Origin of the sequence: Parapedobacter sp. GCM10030251 (assembly GCF_042666505.1) — a bacterium.
Taxonomy (GTDB): domain Bacteria; phylum Bacteroidota; class Bacteroidia; order Sphingobacteriales; family Sphingobacteriaceae; genus Parapedobacter.
In genome coordinates this window covers 426,857-444,249 of record NZ_JBHTDN010000001.1, presented here as the reverse complement: position 1 = coordinate 444,249, position 17,393 = coordinate 426,857, and the positions used below count along the sequence as shown (strand labels likewise).

Annotated in this window: 12 protein-coding genes; 5 read left to right on the top strand and 7 right to left on the bottom strand. The window is 51.8% G+C overall.

Annotation, left to right across the window (positions count from 1 at the left end; all coding sequences use genetic code 11):
* Window positions 1-27: 27 nt before the first annotated feature.
* The 4 genes from ACFQRK_RS01965 to ACFQRK_RS01950 all read right to left on the bottom strand — a co-directional run bounded on the left by ACFQRK_RS01965 (window position 28) and on the right by ACFQRK_RS01950 (window position 9,461).
* The gene (locus tag ACFQRK_RS01965) at window positions 28-6,882 is read right to left on the bottom strand and encodes an Ig-like domain-containing protein (protein WP_379003085.1); all 6,855 of its coding nucleotides are present in this window, start codon (window positions 6,880-6,882) and stop codon (window positions 28-30) included.
* A gap of 38 nt (window positions 6,883-6,920) precedes the next feature.
* Window positions 6,921-8,081 carry an ABC transporter substrate-binding protein gene (locus ACFQRK_RS01960; RefSeq protein WP_379003083.1) on the bottom strand — a complete coding sequence of 387 codons (1,161 nt, stop codon included), beginning with the start codon at window positions 8,079-8,081 and terminating at the stop codon, window positions 6,921-6,923.
* Window positions 8,082-8,099: 18 nt separating this feature from the next.
* The gene (locus tag ACFQRK_RS01955; RefSeq protein WP_379003081.1) at window positions 8,100-8,690 is read right to left on the bottom strand and encodes a phage tail protein; all 591 of its coding nucleotides are present in this window, start codon (window positions 8,688-8,690) and stop codon (window positions 8,100-8,102) included.
* 63 nt (window positions 8,691-8,753) lie between these two features.
* Window positions 8,754-9,461, bottom strand: coding sequence for a hypothetical protein (locus tag ACFQRK_RS01950; protein ID WP_379003080.1), 708 nt, complete (start codon window positions 9,459-9,461; stop codon window positions 8,754-8,756).
* Between the two features lie 264 nt (window positions 9,462-9,725).
* On the opposite strand from ACFQRK_RS01950, the gene ACFQRK_RS01945 reads away from it, so the two are divergent.
* The 3 genes from ACFQRK_RS01945 to ACFQRK_RS01935 are packed head-to-tail and all read left to right on the top strand — an operon-like array spanning window position 9,726 to window position 12,843.
* Entirely contained in the window at window positions 9,726-11,156 is a 1,431-nt protein-coding gene (locus ACFQRK_RS01945; protein WP_379003078.1) for a LuxR C-terminal-related transcriptional regulator, read from the top strand.
* The gene (locus ACFQRK_RS01940; protein ID WP_379003077.1) at window positions 11,153-11,827 is read left to right on the top strand and encodes an aspartyl/asparaginyl beta-hydroxylase domain-containing protein; all 675 of its coding nucleotides are present in this window, start codon (window positions 11,153-11,155) and stop codon (window positions 11,825-11,827) included. The genes ACFQRK_RS01945 and ACFQRK_RS01940 overlap by 4 nt, the downstream gene beginning before the upstream one ends.
* The gene (locus ACFQRK_RS01935) at window positions 11,824-12,843 is read left to right on the top strand and encodes a hypothetical protein (protein ID WP_379003074.1); all 1,020 of its coding nucleotides are present in this window, start codon (window positions 11,824-11,826) and stop codon (window positions 12,841-12,843) included. The genes ACFQRK_RS01940 and ACFQRK_RS01935 overlap by 4 nt, the downstream gene beginning before the upstream one ends.
* Window positions 12,844-12,874: 31 nt before the next feature.
* On the opposite strand, the gene eno is transcribed toward ACFQRK_RS01935, so the two are convergent.
* On the bottom strand, window positions 12,875-14,167 hold the full coding sequence (eno, locus tag ACFQRK_RS01930; protein ID WP_379003072.1) for a phosphopyruvate hydratase: 1,293 nt from the start codon (window positions 14,165-14,167) through the stop codon (window positions 12,875-12,877).
* A gap of 157 nt (window positions 14,168-14,324) precedes the next feature.
* On the bottom strand, window positions 14,325-15,446 hold the full coding sequence (gene carA / locus ACFQRK_RS01925; RefSeq protein WP_379003069.1) for a glutamine-hydrolyzing carbamoyl-phosphate synthase small subunit: 1,122 nt from the start codon (window positions 15,444-15,446) through the stop codon (window positions 14,325-14,327).
* 571 nt (window positions 15,447-16,017) lie between these two features.
* Here carA and ACFQRK_RS01920 point away from each other — a divergent pair.
* Window positions 16,018-16,473 carry a hypothetical protein gene (locus tag ACFQRK_RS01920; protein WP_379003067.1) on the top strand — a complete coding sequence of 152 codons (456 nt, stop codon included), beginning with the start codon at window positions 16,018-16,020 and terminating at the stop codon, window positions 16,471-16,473.
* 124 nt (window positions 16,474-16,597) lie between these two features.
* Window positions 16,598-16,846 carry a hypothetical protein gene (locus tag ACFQRK_RS01915; RefSeq protein ID WP_379003065.1) on the top strand — a complete coding sequence of 83 codons (249 nt, stop codon included), beginning with the start codon at window positions 16,598-16,600 and terminating at the stop codon, window positions 16,844-16,846.
* Between the two features lie 119 nt (window positions 16,847-16,965).
* On the opposite strand, the gene ACFQRK_RS01910 is transcribed toward ACFQRK_RS01915, so the two are convergent.
* Entirely contained in the window at window positions 16,966-17,346 is a 381-nt protein-coding gene (locus ACFQRK_RS01910) for an SRPBCC domain-containing protein (RefSeq protein WP_379003063.1), read from the bottom strand.
* Window positions 17,347-17,393: the final 47 nt, after the last annotated feature.

Below are 17,393 nucleotides of genomic sequence, written 5' to 3'. Positions count from 1 at the left end.
AACCTGTGAACAAGGGGACCCTATTCCCTAGTACCTAAGCACAAACCATCCTTTTTCATATTTCCATTGACCGTTTATCCGGATCTCTGCGACATAAAAATACGTTCCCGCTGGCAAGCGCTGCTGCCCGGTACTGACTCCCCGGAAGGCGATACTGCCGTTGTTGTATCCTTTTGCTTCATAGAGCACCGTACCGTTCCGGTTGAACACCATCACCTTGTTGTCGGGATAATCCTTGATACCTTCAATAATCAGGTGTTCATTAATGCCATCACCGTTCGGTGAAACCACCTTGCTCACCCGCATCGGCAATTCAGCAGCGGGGTCGACCACACGCACGGTGATGGTTACCGGCCCGGCAGCTTTGTGGTTGTCATCCCCTCCTTGGGTAGCCGTGATGCGCACCGTTCCCAGCCGGTGGATGTGAAGCGAGGTGCCGTCCACGGTAGCTACTTCCGGATCGTCAACCGAGAGAGAAACCGGCAGGTCACTGCTTGCCGACACATCCAGCTGGACAGTCCCCGCGTCGCGATGTACTTCCCCTACTTCAGCAAACTCGATGGTTTGGGATGATTTATCGACCACCAGGGTGCGGTTCACTTCAGGGCGGTTGCGGTAATTGCCGTTCGCCGGCACGGTCGCCGTAATCGTTGTTGTCCCCGTACCGTTGATTGTAATGCGGCCGGACGGGTTAACCTCGGCTACTCCTGGATCGCTGCTCGTATAGCTCACCACCTCCCCACTGCTGGCCGTCGCTCCCGCATCGAAAGCCTCATCTCCAAAAGTCTTCTCGGGCAATCGCGGGAAATCGATGCTACGTTCGGCAGGCGTAATCTTCAACCCGGCCTTCAGTATCAGCGTTTCGTAATTGCTGCCGCTGATTGTGGCCGTGACTTCCTGGCTGCCAACGTCCGTGCGGCTATTGTTTCCGTAGCTCACCGAAGTGCCCTCGGGCAGTGTGCCCGTGATGGCCAGTGATTTCGCCGTGCCGTCGTACACGAAGCTGCCGTCTTCCAGCGTGACGCCGGTGATGGAAGCAGGCGTGATCGTCAGCTCGGCTCCCACGAAGGTAATCGCATAGTTACCGCTGAGCGACAGCGTTCCCTGCGTGATCACGTATCTACCCACAGCCTCGCCTTCCTCACGGGCCAGTTCTCCCGTGAAGGCATCCCCCGCCACCAGTGCCGGGATCACCCCGTAGGTCAGTCCGGGGTCATCCGTGCCGAAGACCTTGGTCCTGTCCGCCGCCGTGACCGTGACCGGCAATGGGGCCACCGTCAGCTCTGCCGCCAGTACCAACGTCCGGTAGTTGCTGCCGCTGATCGTGGCCGTTACTTCATGGCTGCCCACGTCCGTGCGGCTGTTGTTTCCGTAGCTCACCGAAGTGCCCGCGGGCAGTGTGCCCGTGATGGCCAGTGATTTCGCCGTGCCGTCGTACACAAAGCTGCCCTCTTCCAGCGTGACGCCGGTGATGGAAGCAGGCGTGATCGTCAGTTCTGCGGTCAGCACCAGATCCTCATAGTTGTCGCCGCTGATGGTGGCCGTCACTTCCTGGCTGCCAACCTCCGTGCGGCTGTTGTTTCCGTAGCTCACCGAAGTGCCCGCGGGCAGCGTGCCCGTGATGGCCAGTGATTTCGCCGTGCCGTCGTACACAAAGCTGCCCTCTTCCAGCGTAATGCCCGTGATGATTTCATCGAACTGGACAACCAGGGTATTCGATGCATCGTTCCCGTTGTCTGCGATATTGACCGCCACATCGGCAGCCACGGAAAGCTGAACACCGCCACGTACGGCAGGTGTCACCAGGAACGTATAGGAGATATTGTCGCTGGTCTGAAGATCACCCGGCGTGCCGTTGCTGACGGTAATGTCATCCACCGTAAACCCGGTAACCGCCTCGCTGAAGGCCGCCGTAACGGTGAACGGTCCGTTCACCGGCGATGCCGATTCCGTAGACAGGGTAACCGTCGGCCGGACCGAATACACAAAGACCTGATCCGTCGGTGCCGCGTTATGTAACGTCAGCGACGCCCCGTTGCCCGCATGATCGCGGAGCGTACCGCCGTTCAGGATCATATCACCGCCCAATGCGATCCCGTCCAGGTCCGCCTCCCCGGCCCGTACCACATAGCGGAAGGCCAGCGCACCGGTGCCCGATCCGCTCACGTAAGCCGCCTGCACGGTAGCCGTCCCGATTGTCACTTCAAAATAAGGCGTGCCCGCGGACGCATCGACCGTAACGTCTTCACTGAAATGCACCGTGAAATCCAGCGGATCGCCTTCCACATGGTATCCATCGGCCGGAACATCCACCGAAGTGATCACCGGTGGCACCGCATCGACCCATACGTTGTCCGTGCTACCTACACCAGCTAGGGTAAGGGTCGCGTCGTTGCCAGCATCGTCCCGCAGCACACCGCCATCCAGTAAGATCTCAGGCCCAATTTCGATGCCATTCGTATCCAGTTCGCCATCCTGCACCGCATAGCTGAATGTGAGGGTGTTGCGGGTGGTGTCGATAAGGTGCGCCTGTACGGTGGTACTGCCAATGATCACAGGTAAAGTCAGCCTACCGCTGATTGTAGGTATGTCTTCGTTATAGTGCACCCTAAAGTTGAGCACATTGCCACTGCGATAGGCACCATCGGTCGGTACATCCACGGAAGTAACCACCGGTGCGGTGCCATCGTACGTTAAGTTAAGCGCATTGGAAGCCGTATTGCCGTTGCCTGCAATGTTCTCGACTACCTCTGTGGGCACCAAGAGACTGACCCCTCCGTCGGCCACGGGCGTCACCAATACCGTATAGGTGATATTATCGGATGTCTGCAGGTCGCTCAGTCCGGCATTTGTGACAGAGAAATCTCCCACGGTGAAGCCAGTCACGGCTTCGCTGAAGGTTGCGGTTACCGTAAAAGCACCGTTTACCAGCGGTACAGCCGTGGTCGAAAGCGCCGCTGACGGATATACCGCGTATATCAGCACACCACCCGTAGGTTCAGGATTATTCAACTCCAGTGTCGCATCATTACCTGCGGCGTCGCGGATTGTCGCGCCATTCCGGATTATGCTACCACCCACGGCAATGCCGTCCAAATCCGTATCCCCGGTTTGGACCATATAGCGGAAGACCAATGCATTGCTGCCCGAGCCACTTACGTAACTCGCCGGTACAGTGACCGTGCCGATCGTCACGTCGAGGTAGGGCGTTCCGCCAGACACATCGACGGTAACGTTTTCACTGACACGCACGGTAAAGTCCAACGGATCGCCTTCCACATGGTAGCCGTCGGTTGGGACGGCCACGGAGATAACCGCAGGTGCCACACCGTCGATCACAAGATCGTGCTGACCTGCTATTGAGCCCGCTCCGCCAACCATGGGGAGCGTCAGCGCCGCATCCACTCCTGCGCTGTTCCGTATTGTGGCACTGTTAAGCGCCAGTGCCCCGGTAGAGGTGTAGGCCAGATCGGCACTCACATCTCCCGCCTGAACGGTATAGTGAAACAACAGGGCATTCGATCCCGATCCGGAAATATACGCAGCCTCACGATCCACACTGCCAGTCTCGAGCAATAGAGTGGGCATACCTCCGCTTTCGTCTACCGTTACGGCCTGGTCGAAGGTTACCGTCAGGGAAATCACATCTCCTATTTTATATAAACCATCCGGTGTAGCCGAACCGACGGCCGTGACCACCGGATTGATGGGGTTGACGGTGATACCGATGACATCGGTATCGGTCTGCGCACCGCCAGACCCAGTCAACCCAAGATCATCGGTGATAATCTGCAGGTTAGCGGTTCCGTTGTAGCCGCTTGTTGGGGCAAACGAAAGCCCTGCAAGCGCAAGGTTGATATCTGCAATGCTACCCTCGAAAGTCATCGTTCCGCTAGCCGTTCCGCTGCCTACCGAGAAGCTTAATCCCGTGGTCGTTGACAGCGTTAGCAGGCCATTCGTGGCCGTCAGCGTTACCCGTATGGTACCTCCTCCGGCATCGACATCGGCTACCGAAATGGCATTGCCGTTGCCTTCGCTGAACACCAGTATCCCGTCCTGGTCGACCGATTGAGCGCCGGGCACGGTATTCACCGGAGCATCGTTTATCGCCGTCACGACCAGGGTTATGGTTTGGGTATCCTGCTGTGCCCCGCCTGTTCCCGTATTGCCGTTATCGTTTATATTCACGGTCAGCACCACGTTCGAGGTCGCATCCAGTGCGGTAATATACGTCACACTGCCTATTGCAACAAAGGTATTGATGTCGGCCAGCGATCCGGTAAGCACCAGTCCACTCGTTCCCGATCCGGCAACCGTCACGCCGCCGGCTGTTACCGCCGTGAGCGTTCCGTTGGCCACCGAGAAGGTGGCGGCAACGGGGCTGCTGCCCGCATCCACGTCGGAAAAGCTGATGCCGGTGAGCGGCGCCGGTACGTCCTCATCCACCGCGATGGTGGCCGGTACGGTCACCACAGGCGCGTCGTTGACACCCGTAATCTGAAGGGTAACCGTTCCGAAATCCTGCTGGACCCCACCCGTTCCCGTATTGCCGTTGTCGTTTATCGTTACATTCAGTGTCACATCGCCGGTTGCGTTAGGCGGCGGGGTATACGTAATCCCCGACGATGCAATAAAAGCGTTGATGTCTGCGATTGTACCGATCAATGTCAAAGCACTGGCCGTTCCGCCAACGGTGACACCGCTTCCACTGGTCGCCGACAGCGACCCGGTCGTAACCGAGAAGGTAGCCGTGGTCGGCGCCGCTCCCGCGTCCGCATCACTGAAGCTGATGCTTGTAATGGCTCTTGCTACATCTTCGGTAACAGTTATCAAGGCCGGAGCCGTTATCACCGGCGCTGAATTCACGGCCACCACAGCGACTGACTTAGTCGCGGGTGCGCTGTCATCGGTTCCGTCGCCTATCACAAAGCTGACCGTACGCGTAGCGACATCCGGATTCCCTGAAGTATTGCTATAGGTGACGGCCCGGAGGGCGGCCTCCCACTCGGCCAATGTTGCCGTGGCACCGGCTGATGTGAGCGTCAGTGTGCCGGTAGCCAAATTGTAACTGCCCGTGATATTACCCATGTTAACACCGTCGTTGGTAAAGCCAAGCACATCTTCAACGGCTTGGAAATTGCCGGTAATGGCTACCGTGGCCCAAGCCAAGGTCACGTTGTCGGCATCGTTTACGGTTAGTCCGCCATCTATCGAGACTGGCGTGGGGCTACCGCTCACTGGCTCCGTGAACGTGGTTATCCCGCCGGTGGTGGTGATTTCTGGCAGGTAATTGACGCTCTTGGTCACGTTATCCGTGACTGGGGCGCCCGCGTTATCGGATGCATCGGTGAGCGTCACGCTCAACGTAAGTGTACCATTGGACAAGCCCGACACGTCGATTCCCGTTATCTGTTCGCCAGTAGCGGCGATTGGCCCGCTGCCCGTCACCGGTGTGCCTCCACCGCTGCTGGTGATCGTGTAATTAAAACTGGCTCCGGCTTCTGCCCCGGTAAACGTAAAACTCAGGGCAGCGTGGTTGGCTAGTGTAATTTCTGCTTGATCTATCGACACCGAATAGCCGGACGGCACTATATCGTCTACCACGGTAATCGTGAACGGCTTCTGGAATGTACCGCCGTTTTGATCATCCGTCTGGATGCGAACGGCGTAACTGCCCGCAGCAAGACCGGCAGCATCGTTTACACGCAACGAGCTGCCACTAATATTAAAACTCGCGTTATCGGTATCACCGGTGCCCGTCGCCAATGTATAGATAAACGTATTGTCCGCATCGGCATCCGTCGTGCTGAGTGTACCCACTGCGGCGTTGATACCGTCACTTTGGTTCACGGTAGCATTGCTAAGCGCGATGTCCGTGGGTACCTGATTCGGTGGGGCCAAGCGCAGGTACCGGCCATCAGCTGGCTCAGGTGTGCCGGCGTCGTCTTGTGCGTCATTCACATAAATGCGTCCACCGGAGGTTACCACCATGCCCCACGGGAAAAAATAGTTTTCGGATGAGCTGACCAAACCAGCGTATAAAGTAGTGCCGGTGGCATTGGATTCGACAGGAAAGTTATACCGCACTACCTGCGCCGCGGTAGCACTGGTCACCTCAACCGAATACAAGTTGCCCGTAGCATCCACGGCCAGCGCCGAAATACTCTTTCCTGTGCTGATTACCTGCGTGGAGTATCCCGGGGTTGCCAACTTAATCAGCCGTCCACCATCGTTTGCCGTACCGGGAGCCGGGTCGTTGGTCAAAAAATCCGTGATGTAGATGTTATCCTCGGCGTCGACCACCATTGCAACCGGATAGCTAATGTCTTCGTTATCTGGATGGGGGAACGGGATGCTGCCCAGCACCGTACCGGGGCCGAGTTCATTAGCAGCGGCGTATTTTACAATGCGATACTGTTCATCGCCGTCGCCCAAGGTCCCCGGTGAAGGATCGAGGAATTCGGCTGCAATGATGTTGTCGTTATGGTCTACCGTCAAGGTGGAAAAGTAGCGTCCGCTTTGGATAGTAGATGCCATATATCCCGGTGCCGTCAATTTAATGATCTCCCAGTCGTTAGATGGGTTCGGGTTGCTGATATACACATCGCCCCGCGAATTAACGGCAAGCCCCCAGGGCATTTCTACTCCCGCAGTGGAGAGGGTCAGCGCCGGATTCAAGACTTGGGGCGTTCCCTCGCCACCCAAATACCGCACTACGGTGTAAGCACCCGAAACGGCACGCACCGCGTATACATTGCCAGAAGCGTCTTTTGCCAAAGCAGTTTGTGAACCTCCGGGGTTAATGACTGTGCTCGTGTATTGCGCATAACTCCCCAAAAAGGAGCAAAGTCCGACAACGAATAGTAGAAGTTTTTTCATCATGGTAGAAGTCTTGGAAGGCATGATCTTCCGGTAAAACGTCAAATGCAGAGAAAAGGATTTTGCCAGCCCGTAACGGTTTCACGGTGGATGACCTCTAGCTCACTTGCGTCGAATGACACACCTTTTTGCTGATCGACAATTATTTTTTTTCTGTTATTTCCAGTGGTCGTTTTCACCACGCTTACGTTTGGCCGTGCATTCCCCGAAAGGGGGTAAAACGTCCGTTCGCCGCGCGGCCCCTCGATGGTGCCGGCCCGCAGCTGGCTTTTCACAGCGTCCCAATGTCCCTTGCGCGCATGGGGAAGCACTTCGCGCCAGGCCAGGCCCGCTTCATATCCCATTAGGGCAAACACGTTTGCTGGTTGCTTCGCCGCCTGCTCAAACGCCTTAACGAACAATCGGTTAGCTTGGCTTTCGTCTTCGCGAAGCCATGTCTGTGCGGCATAAAAGGTGAGGTTTGCGCCCTGCACGTCGTCCAGCATATCATCATAGGCCATCGTTTCCTGCACCAACAGAGGAATGTGTCCGTTCAAGCCGCTATCCGCCCATTGGCGCAGAAACTGCGTGCCCATGCTGCCACAGAAAATCGCGTGCACGTAAGCAGGTGGATCGGCTTTCCATTTCGTAAACAGCTCACCCAAGTCCAATTTCAGCGGGTCGTGGGGCTCAAACGGCAATACCGAAAATGCCAACCTCGATCCTCCCGCCGCCGCCATGCCCTGCTGGAAGGCACTATTTAGGTGATACCCCGCTTCGTAAACCGGTGCCACCATATGCCCGCCATCGCCAAAAGTGCGCTGCGCCCATTGCCCGAGGGCATACTGCGATTGCCACAACTGGTGAGACGCGTAGAACACATCCGGGCTGAGGTAGGAAAAATACGGCACGTATTCACCCATATCGAAGAAAAAGGCGGGTTTACCGCTATTTTCGATCAGCGGTATCATTCCCGGCACCGTCTTGTAACTCACCAAACCGGAAAGCACATTGACCTGGTTAAAAAACAGCAGCTTCCGGGCTGCTTCCTCGACGGCCTTTTCGCCGCCCTGGTGCGTATATTCGGGAATAAACTGAACCGTCTGCTGCCGTGCGGGATCGAGGCCCATCCCCAATAGCCAGCCCGTGATCAAATGGGCAGAATAGTGTGGATAAACACCCGAATACGGGGTCAACAGTCCAACGGTCAATGCAGGCTTCATGGTACTGGCCGATGCGCGTTAATTCCTGGATGGAAAAATCCCTTCGACGGCTATGATGTAATTCATCGCAAGGTAGGGATTTTGGATACTGAACGGTTGGCTGCCGCCTGCCACCTCTATGGTCACACTACCTGTTACCGTACCGGCAGCCAGTGTTGTCGTATTATCCGCCGGTGCGTATCCCTTGATGCTTGTTGCGCTCGGGCCACTTCCAATCCTCGGCAATACAGCCGGTACGAGCGACGGCCCGGGAATATTGGTCGTAGCGGCCGCCGTGCTGGCTGCTGGGGTTGCCTGCAGTCCGTTGACGGTCGCAAGGTGGTTATGTGCCGGCATATTGGTAATCAATAACGTCGTGGTCGGCGCCCCGCCGAGTTGTCCAAGCGAATAAGGTGGAAGCCCGGGCCCCTGTCCCGCGCCGATGGGCGCGCGTCCGCGCAGATCGGGCAAGGCAAACGTGGTCTGGCCATTCCCCCCGTAAGTAGTTCCCAACAGCGAAAACAAGGCTGAATTCTGCGCGATAGACAAAATCTGCCCCTGACAAAACGCCCAACCCCGGGGTGCGAAGTTGCCTCCGAATAACGCAATAAATGCCATTAGTGTTTCCATTTCAAATCAAATTTATGGTTAAGTAATCTGTTGTTTTGTTCTGTTAATCTTTTGGTTTGCTGACTATACGCGAATCCTTGAATCTACAATTATTGTTCCCCTGTCTTGATGAGTTATCCGTTGGAAACTGCATAAGTCTGTTTCATTTAGACTGACAAGCACATAATTGCCGTCCGCATCTTTCATGTTGACAAGCTGATTGGCTTTTCGCATTTCGGACGCCGTAGGTATGAACCACTGATCCACGCCTCGGCTTTCCGCTATTATCTGCTTAACCAAAGGTTTATTGAAGGCCGGTCCCGATACCATACAGTAGACCTGTTTACACCCGGTTAGTTGCCTAAGCTTATCCGATTTAACCATGGCTGCTTTGATTCCGTTTGCGATGCCGGAAATCTGGTTATCCAGCGTCAATCCAAAAATTGCCGTTCGGCATCGGCCAATCTGACGGATGAGATATGGGCTTTTATTTCCCGTTGCCGCAACGTCATAACGGCCGCCAACTCCATTAGGGAGAAGTACCAGGTGGTCGTCTTCCACCACCCAAAGTTCACTGGCGCCTAAGCGGAGCGTTTCCAGATTTCTTTCGGCTTCGTGCAACAGCATTCCATGGATACCCTGCGGCAGCTTAAGTAGATCATTGGCTATGCCGCCAATATGCAATACGGCGGAAAAAGAAGTCGAGGAAAACACCAACGACGAATCAGACAGATAAGCCGTCAATGCGGCGATGCCCATCCCCTTTAAAAAATTACGTCTAGGCAATAGCATATCAACGCGTCGTTAGTATGTTCAAATAGGCTACGTATAACGACGCGATATTAGGAGAGTGTTGCAATGAGCGATCAACGAAGAAGCTGTGCGGTAGATGTCCTTCCATTAGTTTATTAATATGTATTATTGATTGATATTGATAGACGGCAAAACTAGCCAAACGCTCCTAAAAAACACCTATACTTTAGTCTAGTATTTATCAAAACCTTGCGGGAATAATCCTACTTTTGCATGAAATTCACTACCGTTTGTCTACCAGCCATGAAAAGCAGTACTTTCTTCCGTATCGGTGTTGTCTTTTTTTCTTTTTTTTGTTCAGCTTTTGTTGTCAAGGCAGCGTCCGAAGCTAGGTCCTCATCTGTCGTAAATAATCTTAAATTTAAGGCGATTGCAGGAAACCAATCTCTGTCGGTCGCACAGGATACGCAGGGTTATACGTGGATCCGCGGCGTAATCCCTCAAGCCCTATTGGGTAGATCGGTGGTCTTCCAGATCCCATCGGCACGTATCCATGACTATAAATTTTACGTGTCTCGGGACGGGAAGCCGACCATCATACCCAGCAGTACGGTGAACCAATCGGGTTTTACAAATCGCTCCCGCTTCCCTCAATACGAATTCATTCCAAACGATTCCCTATATTACGTGCAACTAGATAATCACGTTCCACAAGTGATAACGGTACAACTAAGGGAAAGACACGCATTTACACAATCGGAATCACTGCAAATGCTTCGCATCGGACTGTACTACGGGCTCGCGCTGATGTCGTTGATATTCAACCTTGTCTTTTATCTCATCTTCAAAGACAAACGGTTCGTCGCCTATTGCACCCTTTTATTCTTCACGTTTCTTTCTTTCCTTTACGAAGACGGGATGTTTTTCTATCTCTCCGCTGGCCGCTGGAACATGGATTACCCAACCATGTTATTCAGCATACTGACGTCCATCGTTTCCGTACCATTCACCTATTACTTCCTGGATCTTAACACCTCTTTCAATCGCTTCAAAAGGGTATATGTGCTGATTTCCCTGCTTATGCTGGCCGCCTCTGTCGTTTACGTGTTTACGAAGAGTACAATTGTTTATGCGATCATTTACACTTCTTGTTTCGTTTTTCCGTTGACCTGCCTATACGTGGCTGCAAAAAGATTCCGTACAGATGTTTATGCTCGCTTCCTCCTGCTTTCGCTCGGCTTTGTCATGGTGATTGGGTTGTTATACCTATTAAATACCCGCATCGATTCAATGGCTTTTTCCGCATTTGACATCACCACGTTCCGATTGGTGAGCGCGCTTGAAATCATCAGCATTAGTTTTGCGATCATCTTTAAAGCAAGGTCGCTACAGCATGAAAACGAACGGTACCGTAGAGAGCTTGACAACTACTTCAACGCCTTGGAAATCAAAGAAGCCGAATCATGTCGTCTTAAAAATGGCTTTGTCGATATCCCGGCCAAGAACGACATGAAAAAAAGCATGATAGATACCTTAAAAAATCAATATGAGCTTACCGATCGCGAAATTGAAGTTTTGCAGTGCATTTGGGAAGGGTTAACAAACAAAGAAATCGCTGAGCGGCTCTGCATCACCCTTAGTACAACTAAATACCACGTCAGCAACCTCTATCTCAAAATGGACGCCAAAAACCGGAACCAAGTGCAGGTACTTCAAAAATCGCTGTGGATATGAGCATAATATGTTTTGCCCGACTACCGCTGGTCTGTTCTCCTATGATAAAGACCGAAATCGATTCTTATGCCACAAACTGGCAACCCCATTTCAACCAGGCACATTATCACGGCGAGTGGAACGTGCTGCCGCTACGGTCACCCGGTGGCCATGACACTCCGGTTGCCGACCTGTTGGGAAGAGTGACTTATGCTGATACTGTTCACATGCAGCACTTTCCGGCTGTTGCCGCCTTGGTTCGTTCGTTGGATTGCCCCGTACAGTCCGTACGATTTCTGAATTTAAAAGCCGGTGCTGATATCAAGCCGCACCGCGATCACGAACTGGCGTTCGAAAAAGGAGAGGCCCGCCTTCACTTTCCGCTCGTAACCAACCCGCAGGTGGAGTTTTACGTGGAAGATACCCGCTTGGATATGCAGCCAGGTGCGTGTTGGTACATCAACGCTAACCTCATCCATCGGGCAAGTAACAAAGGAGACACCGACCGCATTCATCTGGTAATAGATTGCCTGGTAAACGATTGGTTGCGAGAGTTGTTCAGCCGTGCCGATATACAGACGAAAGAAGAGAAAATTGATCTCGAGAAACAAAAGCAGGTAATTGCGGCATTGCGACTACAGAACACCCCTACTGCCACACAACTTGCGGATCAATTGGAAAAGGATCTATGAATGAACCAATAGTCAAAATTGCCGATTTGCAGCGCGGCATATCGCCGATCCGGGATTGGTATCCCTCTCGCCTCCGCGCCGGAAAGTCCGGCATTTGGTGCGAATGGATTCAACTGAAAGACATCCCGTTCACCGATCCGTTTTTCGATGAAACCTTGGTCAAAGGCCTTAGCAAAGCTGCCAACTCCTGCCGTTTCCGACCAGCGAGCTCCCTCGACTTGCTGGCGGACTGGAGCAGGACATTGCCGCATATTCAGCCCACGGCTTTTATCTTCCATGTTTCGCGATGCGGTTCTACCCTGCTTTCACAGCTGCTGGGACTACACCCTCACTGCATCAGCCTAGCTGAAGTTCCGTTTTTCGATGACATTATTCGATTACCCTTTAAAACCGAAACTCCGCCGAATTTTTCTGTCGCCGAAACGCTGGCAGCCGCCATTCGTTTATATGGACAGCAACGCACGGGTCTTGAACAGCACCTTGTTATTAAATTGGATAGCTGGCATATTTTCTTTTGGCGACAATTTCGTGCCCTGTATCCCGAGGTTCCGTTTATACTCCTTTACCGACGGCCCGATGAGGTGGTGCGATCACATCGGAAGCTCAGGGGTATGCACGCCGTACCGGGTGTGATTGAACCGATGGTTTTTGGATTTCACCCCGAAGAGGTGTATTCGACTGATTTGGATGGCTATCTCGCACGGGTACTGGAACGTTATTTCGATATGTACCTAGACGTCGTATCGGAAGATCGTTTCACCACGCTCCTTAATTATGCCGATGGGCCGAAGGCTCTATTGCATAACGTAGCCTCAAATTGCGGGTTACCGCTTGATAATTCCTATCTCGCGAACGTTGCTAAGCGGACGGCATTCCATTCCAAGCACCCCACCCGTGTATTCTCAGAAGAAAAAGAAGCCTTAGATGCCTCCCCTTATCTAGCTACGGTCTTCAGGAGTTATGACCAGCTGGAACAATTACGATTGCGAACAAAAAAGGGAAGCCAGTATTCCTAGCCTCCCTTTAAAAATGACTTATGATAACGCGTTATTTTGCGAATTTGAAGCTTTTACCCAAGAATCGCGCGCTGCTACCCAATTCCTCTTCGATACGGAGTAATTGGTTGTATTTAGCGATCCGATCAGAGCGCGATGCCGACCCGGTTTTAATCTGTCCGCAATTAAGCGCCACTGCTAGATCGGCAATGGTATAATCTTCCGTTTCACCGCTCCTATGGCTCATGACTGAAGTATATCCATTAGTTTGTGCGAGTGATACCGCATTGATCGTTTCGGTCAGCGAACCGATCTGATTTACCTTTACCAGAATGGAATTCGCCGTATCGGTATCGATACCTTGCTGCAGCCTTTTGGTGTTGGTAACAAACAGGTCGTCTCCTACCAATTGAACGTTTGCACCGATCTTGTCGGTCAAGACCTTCCACCCAGCCCAATCGTCTTCAGCCATGCCGTCTTCGATGGAAATAATGGGATATTTGCCGGTCAGTTCAGCAAGGTAAGCTGCTTGCTCTTCGCTTGTGCGCACCGCACCCTTATCGCCTTCGAATTTTGTGTAATCGTATTTGCCATCTTTGTAAAACTCAGATGAAGCACAATCCAATGCCAGATAGATATCACTACCCGGTTTGTATCCCGCCTTTTCGATGGCCTTCAAAATGGTTTCCACGGCATCCTCAGTGCCATCAAAAGCAGGCGCAAACCCACCCTCATCACCGACAGCGGTAGATAACCCCCGGTCGTGCAAAATCTTTTTCAGGTTGTGGAATACTTCTGCACCCCAACGCAATGCCTCAGAAAACGAAGGTGCGCCTACCGGCATGATCATAAATTCCTGAAACGCGATCGGTGCATCGGAGTGCGATCCACCATTGATGATGTTCATCATTGGAATCGGCAATGTGTTGGCATTCACACCGCCGATGTACCGGTAGACCGGCTGCCGACTTTCCTGCGCAGCCGCTTTAGCCACGGCCAAGGAAACGCCCAAGATCGCATTAGCACCCAAATTGCCCTTATTTTCGGTCCCATCGAGATCAATCATCACCTTATCGATAGCGTTCTGTTCGAAAACATCGATGCCTTGAAGCGCTTCCGCAATTTTGGTATTCACGTTTTCAACCGCTTTCAAAACTCCTTTTCCGAGATATTTTGCCTTGTCTCCGTCCCGCAATTCAACGGCCTCATGTACACCTGTGGAAGCACCCGATGGAACGGCCGCACGGCCAACGAATCCATTTTCAGTAGTCACATCTACCTCGATGGTAGGATTACCGCGCGAATCCAGTATTTGCCGCGCATGTACGTCGATGATCAAACTCATGTATTTCTTTTATTTTAAAAGGTTACTATTACGATAGCTTTCAAAGTTAGTGTCACATTTACACGAAGCAACACACCTCCAAAGGTAATTATATTTAGTTGAAAATTGAAAATCCTTGTTTAATTGAAAATTGAACGATACAATCAACTTTCAACTTTTAATTCGCCAACTCCAATTTTCCCCGCTCCATTAATTGAACAAAATCGTCAAACAGGTAACGCGAATCATGCGGACCGGGCGACGATTCAGGGTGGTATTGCACCGAAAATGCATTTTTGCCTTTCATTCGGATTCCCTCAATGGAATGATCGTTGAGATTAACATGTGTGATCTCTACTTTATCCGATTGCTCGATGTCTTCAGCCACGACCCCGAAACCGTGGTTTTGGCTGGTGATCTCACACCGGTCGGCTACGATATTCTTCACCGGATGGTTAATGCCACGGTGACCGTTGAACATCTTCCTTGTACGGATGCCGTTGGCCAATGCCAGCAATTGATGTCCCAAACAAATCCCAAAAAGCGGCTTATCAGCTGCCACGATATCCTTGACCGTTTGTATGGCATAATCCATGGCTGCAGGATCACCGGGACCGTTCGAGATAAAATAGCCGTCGGCACCCCAAGCATCCATTTCAGCAAACGTAGTCTTCGCCGGAAAAATCTTCGCATACACTTTTCTAGCATCGAAATTACGCAGGATATTTTTCTTGATTCCCAGATCTAGCACGGCTACGCGAAGCGGCGCATCCTCGTTGCCATAATAATAAGGGGTGTCGGTCGTCACCACAGACGACAATTCTAATCCGGCCATCGAAGGCACTTTGGCCAATTCGTCCCTTAAGGTATCGATATCCAATATTTCCGAAGAAATGATGGCGTTCATGGCGCCCTTGTCGCGAATATGGCGTACCAGTGAACGGGTATCGATATCCGAAATACCCACCAGGTTGCCCTCTTCGAAATAGGTTTGGATCGATGAGTCAGCCATTTTTCGGCTGTAATTGATGCTATAATTCTTGCAGACCAGTCCGGCAATCTGAATCTTGTTCGATTCAGATTCCTCCCCCGCTATGCCATAATTACCAATATGCGCATTCGTGGTCACCATAATCTGCCCATAGTACGATGGATCGGTAAAAATCTCCTGATAACCCGTGGTGCCTGTATTGAAACAGATCTCGCCCGTCGTGGTACCAATTTTTCCTGCCGCCTTGCCATGGTAGACGGTTCCGTCTTCCAATAACAAAATTGCTGGAAGTTTGCTGTAGTTAGTCATTCGTTATCCTGTTGTTGATGGTTTGCTACGTTGATAAAGCTGTCAATATATCCATAAAAAAAGCCCTCAACGGGCCTAAAACGGTTAGAAATGAAGTGCGTATCGGAAAGATTTCCGGGCTTGGGGCATTTCGTCCTGAAGCAATGTACTCCAAATTTCACGAGGGACAAAGGTAAGGGTTTTTCACCGTTTTTTAAAAATTTTTTATACAGAGTTTGTACCGGTTGTCTATCTGTTGCCAGCCTGCTTTTAGACTGCTCCGCATAACCACGCTGTCACAGAGCGGTCCGCGGGCGTTCACCTTGCTGTAACAGTGCGATATGCCGCACGGTGACCGCACTGAGATAGCCCGCTGAGCGCCACCTGACTCCTCCATCATGCACCACAGTCTGGCACCGGTTGGGGTGCTTTATTAATCCACGTGCCCGACGCCTAAAGCATTCATATAACTGAAAGGAATATGAATAAAATGAACGGAATATGAACTTAAACGATCGCCTATTTTTGCGAGGCAGATACTTATTACATTTACCTTAACTCCACCTCTTGTTGCACACACCTATGAATTGATATGTACCCTCTCGTCCTATCCGTATCTTTCCGTTCGCTCCGCTTTTTTTCGGTGATATTGCTGCTGTTTGGAGCGGTGAAGAAGGGGTATGGTCAACGGGTGTATGCGGATGCGCAACGAAACGGGACAACATCAGGCCTTGGAAATTCAGCAACCGTAACTCAACCGCTTCTTTCCGTAAATTCCAACCTATCAGATTTCACAACACTGACGGCATCTAGCACAGTGGGCACTGCAACTGCTTGGCAGCAACTGATATTTTCAAACACACTCGTAGCCAATTCTATCGTATACCTTAAATTCGCTAGCACAAACGCCCTTCTAGGCGGTGGCGTAGCCGTACAAGCTTACGCCAATAGTACGAGCGGTTCAGATGGCTCAGTTGTAGCTACGCAATCATCTACTTTCACTCCCAAACCGGGCAAGCCAACGATCTCCATTCAGGCCAATCCATAGATACGTCTAATACATGAATTACACACTTCTCAAGATTCAAAATCTTCGGCGGTGAGGATTGTGGAAGGCAGAAATAATGGCGATTCCCGGGATTAAATACATTGGGTGCTTACTGATGCTGTACATGGCACTCCCTGTTTCCGCACAGATTGAGCAATCCGTGCACATTGTGCCGGGTAGCTCGGTCGTGTTACGTGCGAATGCCACGAACGCCCTGTCCTACCTCTGGTTCCGCAATAGCGAACCGATAAACGGTTTTCATGATCAACAACTCACCGTGTCAGAGGCCGGCACCTATACTGTAATGGCACTAGGTAACGAATGCAATTCCGACCTCTCCGTACCCGTTATGTACCTCTATAAGGATACGTAGCCTACGAATAATTTGGATATCCCGCTAACATCCTCTGACGGGAGCCGGCGATAATGCATATAAAATAAAAAATTTGCTTAGGCGTGGAAGTGACGCTCACTGAAGGAGAATCTACAAGGTCACTCCGTATAAAAATCAATGAGCGAAGCCGCGTATACCGTCCGCCAGCCATCTATGATATCATCGTAATCTTCATCGGGAATATGGGTCTGCCTCACCTCCATGGAAGTTCCGTGCTTGTGCGGATGAAGTTTGATGGTCACGATGGAAGGTACGTCCTGTTCGCCAAAATACCATTGTTGCTCGATTTTCTTACCCTGCTCAAAGGATAAGTTCTTACCTACGATCGCCCCATCCCAAAGTGAAAACTCCGTACCCGGTTCAGCGGTCATTACCACCTCGTCGCCTGTCCAGAGCCGAATGGTTTCGGCCGTGGTTAACGCTAAATAAAGCAATTCGGGCTCAGCGGGTATGATAAAATATTCTTTATAATCCTTCATATGTTTAGCACGATCGTACAAACTTAGTATTTCTTCTGATTCGCTTT